The following is a 19,267-nucleotide window of genomic DNA, read 5'->3' on the forward strand; positions in this document are numbered from 1 at the left end:
CTCGTGTTCGGGATTGTTACTCAATGGGCGTTCCCAGTACAAGTTGAATCTGCAGCCCAGGAACGGCCAAACGGACCATCCTGGAGGAGATTGACTTTACTGAATCGTTTCAGTTAGGCTATTATGAACCATAGGAGACGTATCCCGTGAAGATTTTTGGACCCATCGCCCTGTTTCTCATCCTTTTTGGAGTTGTCGGCTGCTCCGGAGGGGGCACGCAGTCGATGAACCAGGATTACCTTCAGAACGCCGAAGCGCAAGGAAAGGCGAAGCGCGCCATTTTTGACCGGGCAGGTGGAGACTGGAACGCGATGTCCGCCGAGGACAAGAAGGAGTTTCTTTCGTACTTCCCCGATGAAGCGAATGCCCAGAAATTCTGGGAAATGATGAAGCATCCGCCATCGTCCGGCGGCCCGGGAATCCCGCCCACTGGGGCAGGTACGGGAGCGCCCACTACTGGCAATTAGCCGAATGCTTTGCGATTTTGCCGAATATGTCGTAAGATGATCTGAACCGTTTCAGTCCCATGGCTCGAAGAACCACGATCAATGACGTTGCGCGCAGAGCTGCGGTGGGAAAGGTCACCGTCAGCTACGTGCTCAATGGGCGCGCCACCGAGGTCGGAATCTCCTCCGAGACCTCGGAACGCGTGTTCGCGGCTGCCAAAGAACTGGACTACAGGCCGAGCGCGATCGCACGGATGCTTGTCGGGAGCAAGGCCGACGCCATCGCCGTCGTGTTCCAGCATGCGAGGTACTTCTCGACCAGTTCCATGTTCCTCAGCGAGGTCATGCGCGGCGTTTGCGAGGCGTGCACCGATCAAAACGTCGACCTGCTCCTGCACACGAAGTCGACCGACGATGCACGGGATGAGGCAAACGCGCTCTCCGATGGGCGGGTCGACGGCGTGCTGATGCTCCGCGACGAGGGCGACCCGACACTGGCGGCGCTCATCGAACGTCAGTTTCCGGTCGTGCTCTTTTTCTCTCGCTCGTCCGATCCGAACGTGCCGTTCGTCGACAGCGACAACTTCTCCGGCGGCAAACTGGCGGCGGGCCACCTGCTCTCCCTCGGCCACACGCGGCTTGGCATGGTCGCCGGCTCGCCGAAATCCATCGACTCGTCCGACCGCCTTCAAGGCTTTCGCTCGACGCTGGAAGCTGCCGGCCAATCGCTGGACCCGGCGCATCTGGTTCACATGCCGAGCCCAACCGCCGATCCAGAAGAATTCCTGAAGATGGTCGATCGTTCGGATCGCCCGTCGGCTCTGTTCGTCTGGTCGGACGACGTCGCCTTCGAGTGCATGAGGCTCCTTCACGAGAGGGGCATCCAGATTCCCACGGACATGAGCCTTGTGGGTTTTGACAGCACGTCGGCCTGCCTTCGGGCGGTGCCGCCCTTGACCAGTGTGCGCCAGCCGATCGCCGAAATGGCGGCTTCGGCCACTTCGATTCTCACTTCCATCGTGCGGGGCCGGGAGGTCTCAACGCGACAAATCGTGTTCCCGCCCCAACTCGACATCCGAGGTTCGACCTCCCCGATTTTATGATCAACGCTTGATCCCGTTCAATGAGGAAATCCATGAATCGTCATAACCGTGCCTTTACGCTCATCGAATTGCTGGTCGTGATTGCGATCATCGCAATCCTGGCCGCAATTCTCTTCCCGGTGTTCGCTCAGGCGAAAGCCGCTGCAAAGAACACCGTGGCCATCTCCAACATGAAGCAACTCGGAACCGCCTGGTGCATGTATCAGACCGACTACGACGACTACTTCTCGCCGCGACGAACCGATGTCGGCCCTCCGGTGGGCCCCGGGCAATACTCCTGGAAGCAGATGCTGATGCCCTACATCAAGAATCAGCAGCTCTTCTCGGACCCGATGAACCGCGCTGCCCAGTATCCGGACGACTGTTCCGATGCGAACCTCCGCGCAGGGTGGGGCCAAGTGATTGTCGGCGACAAGCTCGCCCGAGGCTATGCGTACTACGACCAAGCCTGGTTCGTGAACCAGAACTGGAACGCGCAGAGCTACTCGCCGACCCAGCTCGAGCAGCCGGCGAACACCATCGCCATCTGCGAGCACAAGCGCGTTTGGGTGGACACCGGCCCCTGGCTGAACTGGGACAAGAACGATTGGGACCCCGTGCTGGGCACGGTCGGTTCGCTCGGCTGGCCCTGGGGCGGCAACAAGTGGGAGGAGAAGGCGATGGTGGTGGTCTATGTGGACGGCCATGCCAAGCGCGCCGCTCACACCCGGATCTGCGGCCGCAACGACGAGCTCAACATGTGGAACTATCAGCGAAACAAGCTCGCCACAGGCTATGGCCTTGGTGACCTGACCTGGATGGACACCTACTGTGTGACGATGCCTCCGCAAGTCAAGTAGCTTCGAAACTCAAAGCCCCAAAGGTGGCCGGGTTTCACGGCCACCAGCAACCTTCGATGAATGCAACACTTCTGATTCCATTGCTATTGAGTGGCCTCGCAGCGCAACAGCCGCTGCGGGGCCAACTTCTTTTGGATGACCTCTCCAAGCGTGCCGTGAACTTCTTTTGGGAGCAGTCGGACCCAGCAACCGGGCTCACCCGCGACCGTGGCCCAAACACCAAGGGCGGCCCGCAGAACAACGCGAACATCGCCTCCATAGCATCGACGGGCTATGCCCTGAGCGCCTATGCGATCGGCGTACAGCGCGGCTGGCTGGAACGGGAGCCGGCGCTCAAGCGGGCGAGACTCACGCTTCGAACGGTCCTCACCAAGCTGGAGGGTCGGAACGGCTGGTACTACCACTTCGTGGACTGGAAGACCGGCAAGCGCGAGTGGAACTGCGAGCTATCCAGCATCGACTCCGCCCTTCTTTTTGCCGGCATGACGCTCGCCGAGCGCGGCTTCAAGGACCCCGAATACAGCAACCTTTGCGATCAGGTGCTGGCGCGGGTGGACTGGAACTTCATGCTCACCGACGACGGCGCCAAGAAGGACAGCCTCACGTTCAACATGGGTTGGAAGCCTGAGGATGGATTTCTGAACGCTCGCTGGGCTTCGTTCTGCGAACTCGGCTTTCTGTACGTTCTCGCAGCTTCGCATTGGAAGCAGATGCCCGCCGGATGCTGGGAAGCATGGGCCCGGCCGGAGGTGTCGTACAAAGGCATCACGATGCTCGCCTGCGGACCCTTGTTCACCCACCAGATGAGCCAGGGCTTTTACGACTTTCGCAACCGGCGCGACCGGCTTGGATACGACTACTTTGTGGACGGGCGCAACGCAACCCTGATGCAAAGGCAGTACTGCACGGACAACCCCAAGGGCTTCAAGGGCTATGGCCCCGACATCTGGGGGCTTTCGGCCTGCGACATCCCGACAGGCTACGGGGCGCAGGGCGTCCCGAATCCGGACGAGGATAACGGCACGCTCGCGCCCGCTTCTGCGGTGGCCAGCGTGATCTACACGCCGGACCTGAGCGTTCGTGCGGCCGAGGCCTTTGTCAGGAAATTCCCGAAGAGCTATGGGCAGTACGGGTTCACTACGGGCTTCGACCCGACCAAGAACTGGTACAGCCCCGACGTGATCGGCATTGACCTCGGCCAGATGCTCTTGAACATCGAGAACGCTCGTGACGGGCTTTGCTGGAAGTGGATGATGTCGGACTCCAAGGTGCAGCACGCTTTTGTCAAGTTCGGGCTCAAGGAGACCAAAGAGGGACCGCTGGAGAAGCGGGCTTTACGATCAAGAAAATAGCCCCTCCCTTGGTTTTGCGCAGCGAAACTGCTTCCGAGTCCCGATCCATCGGGAAGGGAGGGGTTGGGGAGGGAGACTCCGAGGCAAGCCCTCTGCCGCCACAGGCTAGGGACCTCTCGCCAAGACGCGAGCCGCCAAAACTCGCAAAGGCCCCCTCACCCCTGTTCACTTTGTTCACAGGCCCTCTCCCCATTCGGGCGAGGTTGATTGGTTCGCCCTTCCCTTGCCGCTAAGCGATAGGGGGAGGGCGTTAGGGGGTGGAGGTGCCGGTATTTAGGCCCCAAACCCCGGACCCCAAACCCCGACAAATCATCATCGAGCTTTCGACTCAAGCGCGGAGGGCTGTGGCTCTACGGATGCTTTACGCCCTTGCGCAGGACCGGCTTCTTGCTTTGCAGCGTCAAGGTGGCGCCCTTCAGGCCCGGCGAAGACGCCTTTCGCGTAATCGTTCCCGGTTTGTCGGTGGCTTGGACCAACGCCATACAAAGCCCGTTGAATGCCTTGCGTTTGGTGGCCCTATCAGGGTCGTGGTCGCTCGGGTCGCCGTTCCCGACCCCAGCGATGGCGCCCGGGCCTGAGGTCGAGAACGAAACCTCATTGGAGGCCGTCGGAACCACCCGTCCCTGGGCATCGAGAATCTCAACCTTGACGACCGCCAGGTCCTCACGGTCCGCGAGAAGCCCCTGCCAGTCGGTGCTCAGTCGGATCGACGCTGGCGCGCCGGTGGTCGAAACCTCATCGCGCGCGACCTGTTTGTCGCCGTTATAGGCGACGGCCTTGAGGGTTCCTGGAGCAAAGGGGACCTTCCACTCGGCGTGTCCGTACTTGGGAACCTTCTTAACGCCCAGGGTCTTGCCGTTCAGAAACAGCTCCACCATCTCCGCGTTGGTGTGGCACCAGACGTCGATCGGCTGCCCTTCCTTGCCCTGCCAGTTCCAATGTGGCAGGATGTGCACCATCGGCTTGCCCTCGTCCTGGCCGTCGGATCCGTTCCAGTGGGCGCGGTAGTACCACCAGTTGTCTTTGGGGAAGCCGCAGATGTCCATGATGCCAAAGTGGCTGTTGATGCAGGGCCAGCCATACGGGGTCGGCTCACCCTTGTAGTCGAAACCGGTCCAGACGAACGCGCCAAAGTTCCATTCGTGTTCGGCAACGGGTTTCCAAGCTCTCTCGGCGGTTTCGGCCCATTCGGGGTGGTTCACGTCATAAGCGCTGACGTATCCCTTGCGCCGGTCATTCGCATAGATGCCTCGGGTGGAGACGGTGCTGCCGGTTTCACTGCCAAAGACGGGGGTCCTGGGGTGAGCCTTTCGCATGCGATCGTACTGCTCGATGTTGTAGTTCACGCCGAGCAGGTCGTTCACGTCCACGATGCCGGTCTCATAGCTGTGGTTGATCGCGCCGGTGCAGGGCCTCGTCCCGTCCAGTTCGTCGGCGACCTTCTTCATCGCGAGGAAGAGTTGCTTGCCCAGCTCTGAGCCCTGGACCGGCTCCTCGTTGAAGAGCGACCACATGACGATACTCGGGTGGTTGCGGTCGCGCCGGATCATCGAGCGCAGCTCTGTGAGCTTTTCGGCCTTGGCGTTGGTGCCCGTCTTCGCTGTTGTCACGTCGCCCAAGTGGCGCGTTTCGTCCATGACGATCATGCCGAGGCGGTCGCAGGCGTCCAAAAGCTCCTCGGCGGGCGGGTTGTGGGCGCAGCGGTAGGCGTTCGAGCCCATCTCTTTGAGCTTCTTGATACGCCAAGCCAAGAGGCTATCGGGAAGCGCCACTCCAACCCCGGCATGGTCTTGGTGGTTGCAGGTCCCCATCAGCTTCACGGGTTTGCCGTTGAGGAAGAAGCCCTTGTCGGCGTCGAACCGGAAGCTGCGGATACCGAAGGTCGTTTCGGTGACGTCGGAATAGTCGCCTGAGCGAACGGTTGTGTGGAGCGTGTAGAGGTTCGGCGATTCGGTGGACCAGAGGTGGGCCTTACCGATCTTGAAGCGGCCCTTGACGGTCTTCTCGCCTGTCGGGATACTTGTGCCGGAGACGGAGAGCTCGGCGACCTTCTTGCCCTTGGGATCGAGGATGATGAAGGTGACGTCCGCCTCCGCCGCCTTGCTTGAGGCGTTGACCACCTCGCAAGCCACGTCGATGATCGCATCGGGTCTTGGCAAGCCCTCTTTGCCTTGCGGGGTGGCCTTGACGAACGTGCCCCAAGGTTTGGCGTGGACCGGATCGACCACGGTCAGCCAGACGTGACGATAGAGGCCGCCGCCCTCATACCACCAACCTTCGGAAGAGCGCGGGTCGACAAAGACTGCCAGCTTGTTTTCGCCCTGCCGGAGGTGCTTGGTGACGTCGTAGCGAACGCCGATGTAGCCGCTGGGATGGGTGCCAAGCTTGTGTCCGTTAAGCCATACCGTGGAGTTGCGATAAACGCCGTCGAAGTCGAGGTAGACACTCTTGCTCTTCCAGCTCTTGGGGACGTCGAAGGTCTTCCGATACCAGGCAGTGGGCGTCGGAAGGGAGCCGTGCGATGCGTCATATCCCGCCTTGAAAGCGCCTTCGACGACGTAGTCGTGCGGGAGGTGGACGGTGCGCCACTTCGTGTCGTCAAATCCGGGCAAGGCCTCTTTGGGTTCGGGCCTCTTGAGGGGCTCGAGGGAGACGGGACCGGCGATGCCGCCTTCGCCGCCTTGATTCTCGACGAAGACGACGAGCGTGTTGGGTCCGGAAGGGTTCCAGGCTGACGCGATGGGGACGTCGAAGGGGTCGTTCCAGCCGCTGTGCTCGATGAGCTTGACGCCGTTCAGGAAGACCAGGCAGTTGTCGTCCACGGCCTCGAAACGAAGGACTTTCTTGGCGTCGGAGGGCTTGGCGCCGAGGTTGGTGCGGAACCAGGCGCAGGTGTTGTTGCGCTGAAGCTCGTTTCGGCGGCGGACCGGCGCCCAGGCGCCCTCGTGCAGGTCCATTGGCAAGGTGACGTCTTTGAGTGACGAATAACCTTCGGCCATCTTGAATTCCCAGGTGAATTGGCCGAGGCCGCGGGTGGGTTTGGGGTCTTCTCCTCTCAGAAAGCGCCAATCCGCGTCGAAACGGATGCGCTGGCGGCCGGTGCCTGAGGCTGCGGTGGTTGCTGCGGAAAGAAGTGCCCAGGTGAGAAGGCACGCCCAAAAGCCGAGCGCTGACATGCTTTGAGTTTACGGATTTTGGGGTGGCGGGTGCTGGTGCGGGAGGGAGGCGTCTCGACCCCCTCACTCGGTTCGCTGAAGCTCACCGACCTCTCCCCAAGGGGCGAGGTGGACAGACCCCCTCACCCGGTTCGCTGAAGCTCACCGACCTCTCCCCAAGGGGCGAGGTGGGATGCTCGGCCGCCTAGAACAACCCAGAGATCTTCCCGTTTGCGTCGATGTCGATCTGGAACGCTGTAGGACTCTTGCCCAGGCCCGGCATCAGCATGATCTCGCCGCACACCGCAACGATGAACCCCGCCCCGGCGGAGAGCCTTAGCTGCCGGACGTGCAGTGTGAAGCCCCTGGGAGCGCGAAGCAGCGAAGGATCGTCGCTCAGGCTGTATTGAGTCTTGGCGACGCAAACCGGAAGATGTCCGAAACCGTGCTTCTCCAGCCAGTTCAGGTTCTTTGCGGCCGTTTCGGAGAGCTCGACGGACTCGCCGCCGTAGACCTGCCGCACGATCGTTTCGAGCTTCTCCACCACCGATTCGGCAGGAGACGTGAGCGAATCGAACTGCGACTTGGCCTCCGAAGCCTCCACCACGGCTCGGGCAAGCTCCTCACAACCCGGACCGCCGGCGTTCCAGGGGTCCGAGGAGATCGCCTGCACACCCTCGACCGCGCAAAGCTCGATCAACCTGTCATGGTCGGCATCGTCGTCGTCGGCTCGCCGGTTGATTGCCACGATGACGGGCGGCCCGTAGCTCTGCAGGTGGCGCAGGTGCTGGCGCATGTTCTCAAAACCGAGCTCGAGATTTCCACCGCCGTGGTGCTTGAGCGCGCGGATCGTTGCCACAAGCACGATCGCATCAGGCCCCCGTCCGAGCTGCGGACAGACGATGTTCAGAAACTTCTCTGCCCCCAGATCGGCGCCAAAGCCTGCTTCGGTGATGGTGTAGTCGGCGAGGCCAAGGGCGCACTTGGTACCCAGAATTGAGGAGCAGCCGTGCGCGATGTTTCCAAAGGGACCGCCATGAACAAAGGCGGGGCCGCCTTCAATGGTTTGAACCAGGTTGGGGCGGATTGCCGAAGCGAGCAGCGCGGCCATCGCGCCGTGGGCGTTGAGTTGTCGCGCAGTGACCGGCTCCTTTTTGTTGTTGTGGGCCACGACGATGTTGCCGAGACGCTCTTTGAGGTCCTCCAGCGAGGTAGCGAGGCAGAAAATGGCCATGACTTCGCTGGCTGGCGTGATGACGAACCCATCCTCGCGAACGAACCCGTTGCTCCTTCCCCCAAGCCCCACGATGATGCTGCGCAGAGCCCTGTCATTCATGTCCATCGTCCGCGGCCAAAGGTCGGCGCGGGTGTCAATATCCAGCTCGTTGCCGTGGTGCAAATGAGCGTCCAGCATCGCGCTCAACAGGTTGTGTGCGGCCTGGATCGCGGGGAAGTCGCCCGTGAAGAACAGGTTGATATCCTCCATCGGCAGCACCTGGCTATAGCCGCCGCCGCAAGCGCCGCCCTTCACGCCGAAGATCGGACCCAACGCGGGCTCTCTGATCGCAGGGAGGGCGTTCTTTCCTATGCGACGCAACCCCTGGGCCAGACCGACTGTGACGGTCGTCTTGCCCTCGCCGGCGGGGGTCGGGCTGATGGCGGTCACCAAGATCAGCCTGCCTCTGTTGGTCTGACCCGAAAGGCGCTTGATCGCCGAGGCGCTGAGCTTGGCCTTGAAGTGCCCAAGTGGCTCGTAATCGGCGAGGGAAAGACCGGCATCCTTGGCCACGTCGACAATCTCCCGGAGGCTGGCCTCTTGGGCGATGTCGAGGTTGGTCTTTGGTTTGGCGACGCTGCCGGTGTCGGTCGAACTTGATGTCATTAGAATAGGGGCTCCGTTAGTGTGAGTTGTGTGGGATTTTTTCAATGCGGACGGCAGTAACTTTGTACTCGGGCGTGCCGACGTGCCGGTCCCGGTGTCTGCTGGTGATGCGATTGGTGAAGACTTTGGTGTCGTGAAACGTGGCGAAAAGCTGCCCAGGCTTGACGATGCTTGTGACCCTGGCGGGCAGCGTGGTTGTGCCATAGCGGCTGGTAACCCGCACCTCCTCGCCGTCGGCGACCTCGAGAGCGCCCGCATCTTGTGGAGAGATTTCGAGGAAGTCCGTCGGCAAGAGCTGGCGGTTGGGGGTTCGATAGGTCATGGTGCCGGCGTTGAAGTGGACCAACGTCCGCCCGGTGTTGAGCACCATCGGGAACTCGTCCGTAACCACCTCTTCCGTCGGGAGATAGGGGATGAGCGAGAACGCCGCCCGGTCACCGATGGGGAAGGTCTTGGTGTGCAGGATGGATGTCCCGGGGTGGTTCTCGTCGGGGCAGGGCCACTGAATGCCGTGCTCTTCGATCCTCTTGTAGCTGATGCCGGCGCCGGGCTTCCAGACCTTCTGCACTTCCTGCCAGATGCAATTCGGCGAATCGTAGGCGAAGAACTCGCCAAAACCCATTTCGGCAGCCAGCTCGCATGTGACCTGCCAGTCCGGACGGGTGTTTCCGACCGGCTCGATCGCCTTCCGCACGCGCTGGACGCGGCGTTCGGAGTTCATGAACGTGCCGTCCTTCTCAAAGTTCGAGGCCACGGGAAGGAACACGTGCGCGAACTCCCTGGCGGTCTCGTTCATGAAGAGGTCCTGGACGATCAAGAGTTCCAGGTTCTGAAGTGCCGAGCCGGTGGCCTCGGCGTTCGGATTGGAGAAGTACACGTCATAGCCGATGCAGTAGAGAGCCTTGAGTTTGCCGGCGGCGGCGGCGTCCACCATCTCCATCCAGTTCAGTCCCTTCTGACGCGGCACTGGCGCCTTCCAGACCTCTTCGAAGAGGTCCGCCGCGGCCGCGATCGGCGTGTAACCGGCGAGGTGGCTCGGCTCGCAGCCCATGTGGGCGGAGCCCTGAACGTTGTTCTGGCCACGGAGCGGGTTCTCGCCTGAACCGGGTTTGCCGAGGTTCCCCGTCAGCAGCGCCAGGTTAACGAGGCAGCGCACGCCGTCCACGCCCTGCACGTGCTCGGTCATTCCCAGGCCGTGAAAGATCATCGCGGGCTTGGCTCCGCCATACACGCGCGCGGCCTTGCGGATGTCTTGCGCGGAAACGCCGACCATCGGGGCGACCCTTTCCGGCGTGAAATCGCTGAGAAACGCCTTGAACGCTTCGAAGTCGTTCGTTCGCTGCGCGATGAACCCTTCATCGACGAGCCCCTCTTCGATCAACGCGTAGGCGATGGCATGGCATGTGGGCACGTTCGACCCAGGGTTGATCTGAAGGTGCACGTCGGCCATTCGCGCCAATTCGGTCTTGCGGGGGTCGATCACGACGAGCTTCGCGCCTTTCAGGACCTGCTGCTTGATGCGCGCCCCGACGATGGGGTGGTTCTCCGGAGGGTTCGCGCCGCTGACCAGGAATCCCTGGGCCACCTCGATGTCGTCGAAGCAGTTCGTGGCCGCCCCGGTGCCCAATGTGACCTTAAGCGCCGCCGCGCTGGGGCCGTGGCATACGCGGGCGCAGCAATCCACGTTGTTGGTCTTGGCTACCACGCGGGCAAACTTCTGCGCCAAGTAGTTCTCTTCGTTCGTCGCCCTCGCTGAGCCAAGCACGCCCACCGAATCGGCGCCGTGCTTTTCGATGAGGCCCCTCAGCCGGTCTGCCGTAAACCGGTAAGCCTCTTCCCACGAAACGGTCTCCCAATGGCTCCCGCGCCGGATCATCGGCGAGTGCACGCGATCTTCTGCATGTACGAAAGCATGGGCGTAGCGGCCCTTGACGCAGAGGTGCCCCTTATTGACGGGCGAATCCTGTACGGGCCTTCCGACGACCACATGATCGTCCTTGACTCCGATTTCCAGTTCGCAGCCGACGCCGCAATACGGGCACGTCGTGCGCACCCAACGGTCCGGCACGCCATGGAGCTCGACGGCAACGTCTGAAAGCGCCCCAGAAGGGCAGGTATCGACGCACGCGCCGCAACTGACGCAGGAACTGTCCATCAGGCGCTCTCCCTTGTCGGGGCGGATGCGGGTTTGGTCGCCGCGATGCCACGCGCGCCACACGAACTGGCCCTGGACCTCCTCGCAGATTCGAACACAGCGGTAGCAATACACGCACTTGTCCATGTCCACGCGGATGTAGGGGTGCGAAGTGTCTTTAAAGGCGCCGGCGTGGGCCGCACCGGAGGGCTGCAAGCCTTCGGCGATTAGGTAACGGTGAAACTCCGAGCGCTCGTCGATCGGCGAGTCCCCGGGATGTTCCTCGGCTAGCAGCCTGAGGATCGTCTGCCGTTGGCGGACCGCCTTCTTTGAGTGGGATTCGGCCACCATCCCATCCGAGAGCGGGGTCGTGCAGGAGGCCACAAGCCGCGACTGGCCCTCGACCTCGACCGAGCAAAGCCGGCAGCCGCCGTAAGGCTTCAGCCTTGGGTCGTGGCAGAGCGTTGGGACCTCGATGCCCACAGAACGCATCGCTTCGAGGAGGGTAAGCCCCTCGGGAAACTCATGGGTTGTGCCGTTCAGGGTTACCCGCAACACGAATCTAGCTCCTTGCCGAACTTGGCGATGACGCTTCGGGCAAATTCCGCGAGCCCGGTTCCGTGCCCGCAAAGGCTGCTCTTGTGGAGGGCGTCGATGATGTCGAAGAGCTCGTCGCACTCGGCTTCCAATAGATGGACGCCGCTTTCCATCTTCCAGAAGAGCTGCTCCGCCCTGCGGCTTCCCAGCCTACAGGGAACGCACTTCCCGCAAGACTCGGTGGCGCCGAACGTGAATACGTGCCCGAGCAGCTCGGCGAAGTTGGTGGTCTCGCAGAACGCGACGATACCGCCGTGGCCGATGCTCGCGCCGATCCCGTGCATCTCGTCGAAACCGAACGGCGTGTCGAACTCCGCCGGACTCACCAGGCCGGCAAGCGGGCCGCCGATGATGACGGCCTTGAAGCGCCCGGTGCGGATGCCCCCGCCAAGACCCTCCAATATCTCACGTAGCGGCACGCCGAACTCGACTTCATAGAGCCCTGGCCGCCGGAACATCGAGTTCAGCGAAACGGCCTTGGTGCCACGGCTGGTCGAGAACCCCAGCGCCGCATAGGACGCGCCGCCGTGCAACACGATCCACGGGACGCTGGAGAGCGTTTCCACGTTGTTGACGAGCGTCGGCGAGCCAAAGAGCCCCTTGGCTGTGGGGAAGGGCGGCCTAGCGCGCACCTCAGGCCTTCGGTGCTCGATGGAGTTGAGCAGCGAGGTCTCCTCGCCGCAGACGTAGCTCCCCTGGCCGATGACGATCTCGACATCGAAAGAGAAATCGGTTCCCGCTACGCGGCTTCCCAGCCAGCCTGCCGACCTGGATTCTTCGAGCGCTTGGGTCAGCGAATCGAGGCACTTGGGGTACTCCTTGCGAAGGTAGATGTAGCCCTTGCCGGCGCCAATGGCATAGGCGGAGAGCGCCAAAGCCTCGATGAGCCGGTGTGGCGCGCGCTCCATGATGAAGCGGTCGATGTAGGAGCCGTGGTCGCCCTCATCGGCGTTCGCGACCACAAACTTGGTCGGCGAGACCTCGCCGAAGACCGCCCGCCACTTCTTGCCGGCGGGAAAGCCTGCGCCGCCCCGGCCGCGCAATTGCGAGACCTCGACTTCGTGGACGACGCGCTCAGGTTCCTCTTTCAGTGCCTTTTCCAGCGCCTCGTAGCCGCCTGAGGACCGGTAGTCCTCCATGGATCGCACGCTGCCTTGAGCGATTCCCGCGAGCACGATGGGCTTGCGGCAATGGGTCTCGATAATCGGGTCCTCGTCTTCTTCGGTCGAGGAGGGGCTTTGGTAGCACTTACCCAAGCAATACACTGGGGGCCACTGCTTCAGAGCTTTCTCCCAGCGCTCTGGGTTTTGAACGCGCGACGCAAAGCAGGAAAGCCCTCGACAATAGCGATGTTCGAGCTCGATGCCGCTCAAGTGGTAAAAGGAGTCCACTTCCGGGCCGGTAGGGACCTTTCTCATGACGTGTCCTGCCTCATTCTCGACGAAAGAGTCGAGTTCGGTTCTGATTCTAATCGGTGATAATGGAGTTTGTTTCCCGAAGGTTGGGGAACGTCGCCCTCATACAGTTTGGCACCGCAAAGAACAGTTCAAGCATGAGGTTTATGTATAGATTGAAACTGGTAACGTTGGGACGTCTGCAAGGGGGGAGGGAACCCGAATGAGCATGGCCCAGGCGCCTCGCAAAAGCTGGCATGGATTCCGGTGGTGGATCGTCGTTCTGCTGTTCTTCGCGACCACTTTCAACTACATCGATCGCCAGGTGATCGGCATTCTCAAAAACACTATCTCGAGTGACCTCCAATGGCCCAAGGAGCACGCTGAGGAGTACTACAGTTACATCGCCGCGGTCTTTCAATCCTGCTATGCCCTGGGCTACCTCTTCGGCGGGCGGATGATGGACGTCATCGGCCTGCGGCTGGGCTACACGATCTGCATCGCGTTTTGGAGCCTTTTCGCCGCCGCCACCGGTTTCGCTCAATCGCTGTCCGGGTTCTTTGTGGCGCGCGGCGGTTTGGGACTTTCTGAAGGGGGAAACTTCCCGGCCGCCGTCAAAGCGGTGGGCGAGTGGTTTCCCCGCTCGGAACGCGCCCTTGCGACGGGGATCTTCAACGCCGGCTCGAACATGGGCCCGGTGCTCGGCCCCCCTTTGGTGATTTGGCTAAACGAAGCCTACGGGTGGCAGATGGCGTTCATCGCTACCGGGCTCATTGGCTTGCTCTGGGTGCCGTTTTGGCTGGTGATGTACCGCAAGCCGGCGGAGCACCCCAGGGTCTCTGCCGCGGAGCTTGAGCTCATCCAGAGCGATCCTCCCGATCCGGTTGCGCGAATGCCCTGGGGCACGCTGCTTCGGTACCGCGCCACCTGGGCGTTCATCGCGGGAATGGGCCTGAGCTCGCCGTTTTGGTGGTTCTATCTCTTCTGGGCGCCGGACTTCTTCCAGAAGACCTTCCAGATGGACGTCAAGAACGTCGGCGTCCCGCTCATCACGATTTATCTGATCGCGGATGTGGGCAGCGTGGCAGGCGGTTGGCTGTCCTCGCACCTGATCCGGTCTGGCAGGAGCGTCGCCTTCGGCCGAAAGACGGCGTTTCTCACCTGCGCCTGCTGCATCGTGCCCGTTGTCAGCGCCCCCTATATGCCCAACGCCTGGGCCGCGATCGGCGTGATCGGCCTGGCCATGGCGGCGCACCAGGGCAACTCCGCGAACCTCTACACGATGGTCTCAGACACCATGCCGCGCTATGCGGTCAGTTCGGTCGTGGGCATGGGAGGTTTTGCGGGTTCAGCGCTAGAGATTGTCTTCTCGCTTTGGGTAGGCAAAGTGCTTCAGCAGACCCACAGCTATCAGGTGATGTTCCTGGCGGCGCCGGTGGCCTACTTCACCGCCCTCGGCATCATCCACCTGTTGCTTCCGAAGTTCGAGCAGGCGGAGGTCAAGGCGGGCTAACGGCCCTGAACGTTCACCCCCAAACCCTTCTCCTCCGATGCTGGAGGAGGGGCCATCCCCTCTACCCCTCATCTTCTCATCCTCTCATCCGCTCTCCCTCCCGCTTCCCTGGTTCACGAGCCTTAACGAAGGGAGAGGCCCTCTCCCGCTCCCGATGGAGGGCTTTCAAGGGAACGGGCCATCAGCCATACTCCATCTGCCTTGAACGCCAAGACCCCCATGCTGCGCCAGTACTTCGCCGCCAAGGCGGACCACCCGGACGTGCTCTTGGCCATGCGGGTGGGCGACTTTTACGAGTTCTATGGCGAAGACGCCGAGATCGCGGCACACGCCCTCGAAATCACCTTGACCGCGCGGGAGGACTCAGGCAACAAGGTGCCGATGGCGGGTGTGCCGTTCCATTCGGTTGAGAAGTACTTGGCACGTCTCATCTCACAAGGCATCAAGGTGGCGCTCTGCGATCAGCTCGAGGACCCCAAACAGGCTAAGGGGCTGGTGAAGCGCGGGGTCACCCGAGTGCTGACGCCGGGCACGGTCCTGGAGGACTCGATGCTTGAATCGGGGCGCGACAACTTCCTCGCTGCGCTCTGTGTGATCGAAGGGCGGGTAGGGCTGGCGGTTTTGGAGCCCAGCACCGGAGAGTTCGCCGTCACCGAGATCGCTGGAGAGGAGGTGCAGGAGCGGCTGCTTCAAGAGCTGGCACGGCTGAGGCCCTCCGAACTGCTCGTGGGCGCACAGGCAGAACAGTATGGGGAGGTGGCGCGCACCTCACTGGGCGCCAGCGTGACGTCCCTCACTGCCTGGGGTCCCGAGCGCAGCAAGGTCAGGCTTCAAGAGCACCTAAGCGTCGCCAACCTGGCGGGGTTCGGCTGCGAAGACAAGCCCGGCGCGCAGGTGGCCGCCGCGATGATCCTGGCCTACGCAGAAAAGAACGGGCTTTCGTTGGGCCACGTGGACACGCTGAGCACCTACACGGTCGACGGCTTCATGCGCCTGGACCTCGCAACCCGCAGGAGCCTTGAGATCACCCAGAACATGCAGGACGGCGGAAAGCGTCTGACCCTGCTCTGGGTGCTCGATCAGACGCAGACCTCGATGGGCGCGCGCCTCCTGCGACGCTGGCTGGAACAGCCTCTTCTTGATGTTGAGGTGATTCAAAAGCGCCAGGACGCGGTCGAGCGGCTGCACGGGGCTTCGATGGCTCGTGGAGACCTGCGGGAGGAGCTTAGGCGCGTGCACGACATCGAGCGACTCGCTTCGAGGTGCTCGACGGGGCTTGCCGGTCCGCGCGATTTGGTGGGGCTCCTTGCTTCTCTGCTGGCGCTGCCAAGGCTCGGCTCACCGCTGTCCAAGGTCGCTTTCGGCAGGCTTCAGGAGCTCCGCGAGGCGATCCACGACCACAGGGATCTCATCGACGTTTTGAGCGACGGCCTAGTCCAGGAGCCTCCGCACCACGTGCGTGATGGCGGCGTCATTCGCCCGGGCTGGGACCCCGAGCTGGACAAGCTGCGCGAGCTGGCCAAGGGTGGGAAGCAGTACATCGCCGCTCTGGAGGCTGCCGAGCGGGTGCGCACGGGTATTTCCACGCTCAAAGTCGGCTTCAATTCGGTTTTCGGCTACTACCTCGAGGTGCCCAAAGCCCAGATCGCCAAGGTGCCCGAAGACTATATCCGCAAGCAGACCACCGCCAACGCCGAACGCTACATCACCGCCGAACTCAAGGAGCACGAATCGCAGGTTCTCGGCGCTGAGGAGAAGGCCCAGGCGCTGGAGGTCGAGCTGTTTGGGCAGTTGCGGCAGCGGGTTGCCGACCGATCGCGGGAGCTTTTGTCCACGGCGAGGGCGCTCGCGGAGTTGGATTGCCTGCTTTCGCTGGCCGAAGTGGCCTCCAGCAAGCGCTTTGTCAAGCCGGAGATCGTCGCCGAGTCGGCGATTCAGATCGTGGGCGGCAGGCACCCGGTGGTGGAGGAGGCCAGCACCGCATTCGTGCCCAACGACCTGGCTCTTGGGGATGCAGCGGCAGATCCAAGGCTGGTCATCCTGACGGGACCGAACATGTCGGGCAAGAGCACGTACTTGCGCCAGACCGCGCTCATCGTGCTGCTCGCCCAGATCGGCTCGTTTGTACCGGCAAAGTCTTGCCGTTTGGGGATGGTGGACCGCATTTTCGCACGCATCGGCGCGCGGGACGAGTTGGCGCTCGGGCAGAGCACGTTCATGGTCGAGATGGTAGAAAGCGCGAACATCCTCAACCATGCGACCGGCCGCAGCCTGGTGATTCTGGACGAGGTGGGACGCGGCACCAGCACCTACGATGGCCTTGCGATCGCCTGGGCTATGGTCGAGCGGCTCGCAGAAATCGGCGCGCTAACTCTCTTCGCGACGCACTATCACCAGCTCAACGCCCTTGCGCAACAGCTTCAGAAGGTGGCCAACTTCAGGGTCAGCGTCGAGGAGTTCGGCGACGAAATCGTCTGGACGCATCGGGTGCTCGCCGGGGGCACCGACCGAAGCTACGGCATCCACGTGGCGAAGATGGCGGGAGTCCCGAAAGGCGTTCTGAACCGGGCCGCCGACATCTTGTCCGACTTGGAGGGGAGTGGAAGCGAGCCCAGGCCCGCGCAAAGCGAGACGAAGCGCTTGCAACTCACCCTTTTCGAAGCCGAGAAGCCCAGAGTGGTTGCCGAGCTGGAGGATCTTGATGTGAACGCGCTCACGCCGGTCCAGGCGCTGATGCTGCTCGACGAGTGGAAGCGCAAGTTCGGCACGCCGGGATGAAGGCGGTGAAGGGATGAGTAGGTCAGGTTGTGAGAATGGTGAGAATGGTGAGAGTGGTGAGAGTTGTGAGAGTGGTGAGGGTGGTGAGAATGGTGAGAGTGGTGAGAATGGTGAGAGTGGTGAGGGTAGTGAGGATGGTTGGCGGTTGACGGCGGGGACGGAGCGCCGGGTCTGCCCGTCCTACCGCCATTATCGCGTGATCTCGGCGAGCAACTGCTGCACGTTTACCGCACGCTGTGACCCGGGACTGCCAAAGCGCCGCGCCCTGAACAGCCTGTTCCTTGCGCCCCGCTTGTTGCCCGACCTGTACTCTGCTCGGGCAAGCTCCAGGTCAATGCTGGCTGCCGAGTTTCCATACTCCCCGTGCCGGCTGGGGTCCTGCTCGTTGGCGGCGGCGTCGCTCAAATAGCCGGCGGCCACATCTTTGAGCTGGAACTGCAGGGCGCTGTCCCGCTCGATCGAAGCTTGCTTCAGGTAGATGTCGCCCAGGGCATACGAGATCGCCGAATTGGTCTTGTCATATTCGAGGCCGCGCTGATAAGCCGCGGAAGCCGCCACTAGGTCTCCCGACTGAGCCAATTGTGCGCCCTTTTGGGCATAGTCCATCGCCAATTGACGCTCTTCTTCCTCTCTGCTTACGGTGTCGCGCAGCTTGGGAAGGGCGATCTCGCGCTCTTTGATTCTCTGGTCCACAGGCATCGAACTCATATGCCCAAGATCTCGGCGGACCGAAGCGTCTTTGTCCTGGTCCTGAGAGCGCTGGATGGCGACTCCCAACGCCCAAATCCCGACCATCACGAGCCCGAGCACCGAGCCAAGCACCACCACGGTGAGGAAGAGCTTGCCGAGGAAGTCCTTGGTTTCCGGCGTCATCATCGGCTTGCGCGGCGCCGGATAGTAAAGCGGGGCCTGCGTCATCGGCTGGGGCGGTGGGCCGTAGCTCTGCACTTGGCCGTAAGGCGTGGTCACCGGCTGTGGCAGACCCGTTTGGGCCTGGGCCTGCTGGTAAGGATCGTAGGGGTAGACCGCCGGCTGGGGAGGCGGCGCGTAGGGTGCAGCTCCGTGGGCCCCACCCATGTAGGGGTTATTCATGGGCGGCGCGGCCCCATAGCCAGGCATGAAGCCCAAGGTCGGGCCCGGATCGAGCACCACCGAATGCAGCGAATTGGCCGCCGCCTCCGCGGCGGCGATCATGTCGGCCGAATTTGCATACCGGAGTTGAGGGCTCTTCTCGAGCGCCCGCGACAGAAACTGCCAGACGGTGTGGTTGGCCTGCGAGGGTTGCACCGGCTGGGTGTTCATGATCGCGTAGGTGATGCTTACCACGCTGTCGCCTTTGAACGGCTTCTCGCCCGCAATCATCTCGTAAAGCACGACGCCAACGCCGAAGAGGTCGCTGCGAACGTCGATCTCTTTGCCGACCACCTGCTCGGGGGACATGTAGCTCGGGGTGCCGAACACCTGCCCGTCCATCGTAATGTTGGGCTCGAAGGTGAGCCTTGCGATGCCAAAGTCGGTGAGCTTGACGCGCCCATCGGGCAGGAGCTGGATGTTCTCCGGCTTGATGTCCCGGTGGATGACGCCGTTGGCGTGGGCGTATTCCAGCGCAGAGAGCACGTCGAGCACGATCGCGAACGCCCGTTCGATGGGGATGAATCCGCTCGTGTCCAGATCGTTGCGGAGCGTGTGGCCGTCCAAATACTCCATCGCGATGAAGTACTTGCCCGCCTCCTCGCCGCACTCGTAGATCGTGACGATGTTTGGGTGGTTGAGCGATCCGGCGGCTTTGGCCTCGCGAATGAACCTCTTGACCCGGTCCTCGCGCTGCGTGTCGTTCATGCCCGAGGGCATCGCGAGCTCTTTGAGCGCCACGCGCCGATTCATGATCGGGTCGTAGGCCTCGTAGACGATGTCGTTCGACCGCGCGATTTCGCGGATGATCTGGTACTTGCCGATCGCCGTTTGACGGTCGCTCATGGGGTGCCCAATGTATTAGAACGGGTTCGAGGCGCTTTCTGTTCGTAAGCGCGACAACTAGATTATCGTCGGACTACGCCACGAATGGACCCCAAGC

At 62.2% G+C, this 19,267-nt stretch carries 11 protein-coding genes; 6 read left to right on the forward strand and 5 right to left on the reverse strand.

The genetic code is table 11. The features are described 5' to 3' along the window. The first annotated feature begins 146 nt into the window (after positions 1-146). Genes HZC36_16210 through HZC36_16225 form a run of 4 tightly spaced genes read left to right on the forward strand, consistent with a single transcriptional unit; the run spans position 147 to position 3,740 of the window. Positions 147-467, forward strand: coding sequence for a hypothetical protein (locus HZC36_16210; GenBank protein MBI5708529.1), 321 nt, complete (start codon positions 147-149; stop codon positions 465-467). A gap of 59 nt (positions 468-526) precedes the next feature. After that, positions 527-1,549 (forward strand): LacI family DNA-binding transcriptional regulator, encoded by a 1,023-nt coding sequence (locus tag HZC36_16215; GenBank protein ID MBI5708530.1) that lies wholly within the window; start codon positions 527-529, stop codon positions 1,547-1,549. A gap of 20 nt (positions 1,550-1,569) precedes the next feature. Further along, positions 1,570-2,388 carry a prepilin-type N-terminal cleavage/methylation domain-containing protein gene (locus HZC36_16220; protein ID MBI5708531.1) on the forward strand — a complete coding sequence of 273 codons (819 nt, stop codon included), beginning with the start codon at positions 1,570-1,572 and terminating at the stop codon, positions 2,386-2,388. A 56-nt stretch (positions 2,389-2,444) separates the two neighbouring features. Beyond that, a complete protein-coding gene (locus tag HZC36_16225) occupies positions 2,445-3,740 on the forward strand; it encodes a hypothetical protein (GenBank protein MBI5708532.1) in 1,296 nt (431 codons plus the stop codon). A 350-nt stretch (positions 3,741-4,090) separates the two neighbouring features. Here HZC36_16225 and HZC36_16230 read toward each other — a convergent pair whose 3' ends face one another. The 4 genes from HZC36_16230 to HZC36_16245 all read right to left on the reverse strand — a co-directional run bounded on the left by HZC36_16230 (position 4,091) and on the right by HZC36_16245 (position 12,926). After that, positions 4,091-6,916 (reverse strand): glycoside hydrolase family 2 protein, encoded by a 2,826-nt coding sequence (locus HZC36_16230; GenBank protein MBI5708533.1) that lies wholly within the window; start codon positions 6,914-6,916, stop codon positions 4,091-4,093. A 184-nt stretch (positions 6,917-7,100) separates the two neighbouring features. Further along, positions 7,101-8,777, reverse strand: a complete 1,677-nt coding sequence (locus HZC36_16235) for a formate--tetrahydrofolate ligase (GenBank protein ID MBI5708534.1) — start codon at positions 8,775-8,777, stop codon at positions 7,101-7,103. Positions 8,778-8,793: 16 nt separating this feature from the next. Continuing rightward, positions 8,794-11,469 carry a formate dehydrogenase subunit alpha gene (fdhF, locus tag HZC36_16240; GenBank protein MBI5708535.1) on the reverse strand — a complete coding sequence of 892 codons (2,676 nt, stop codon included), beginning with the start codon at positions 11,467-11,469 and terminating at the stop codon, positions 8,794-8,796. Next, entirely contained in the window at positions 11,457-12,926 is a 1,470-nt protein-coding gene (locus HZC36_16245) for an NADH-quinone oxidoreductase subunit D (protein MBI5708536.1), read from the reverse strand. Before HZC36_16245 ends, fdhF begins: the two co-directional genes overlap by 13 nt. A gap of 199 nt (positions 12,927-13,125) precedes the next feature. On the opposite strand from HZC36_16245, the gene HZC36_16250 reads away from it, so the two are divergent. Then, positions 13,126-14,415 (forward strand): MFS transporter, encoded by a 1,290-nt coding sequence (locus tag HZC36_16250; protein MBI5708537.1) that lies wholly within the window; start codon positions 13,126-13,128, stop codon positions 14,413-14,415. Between the two features lie 219 nt (positions 14,416-14,634). Continuing rightward, positions 14,635-17,193, forward strand: coding sequence for a DNA mismatch repair protein MutS (mutS, locus tag HZC36_16255; protein ID MBI5708538.1), 2,559 nt, complete (start codon positions 14,635-14,637; stop codon positions 17,191-17,193). A 189-nt stretch (positions 17,194-17,382) separates the two neighbouring features. Here mutS and HZC36_16260 read toward each other — a convergent pair whose 3' ends face one another. Continuing rightward, positions 17,383-19,170 carry a protein kinase gene (locus tag HZC36_16260; protein MBI5708539.1) on the reverse strand — a complete coding sequence of 596 codons (1,788 nt, stop codon included), beginning with the start codon at positions 19,168-19,170 and terminating at the stop codon, positions 17,383-17,385. Positions 19,171-19,267 lie beyond the last annotated feature (97 nt).

The organism is Armatimonadota bacterium, from assembly GCA_016223145.1.
Taxonomy (GTDB): domain Bacteria; phylum Armatimonadota; class Fimbriimonadia; order Fimbriimonadales; family Fimbriimonadaceae; genus Nitrosymbiomonas.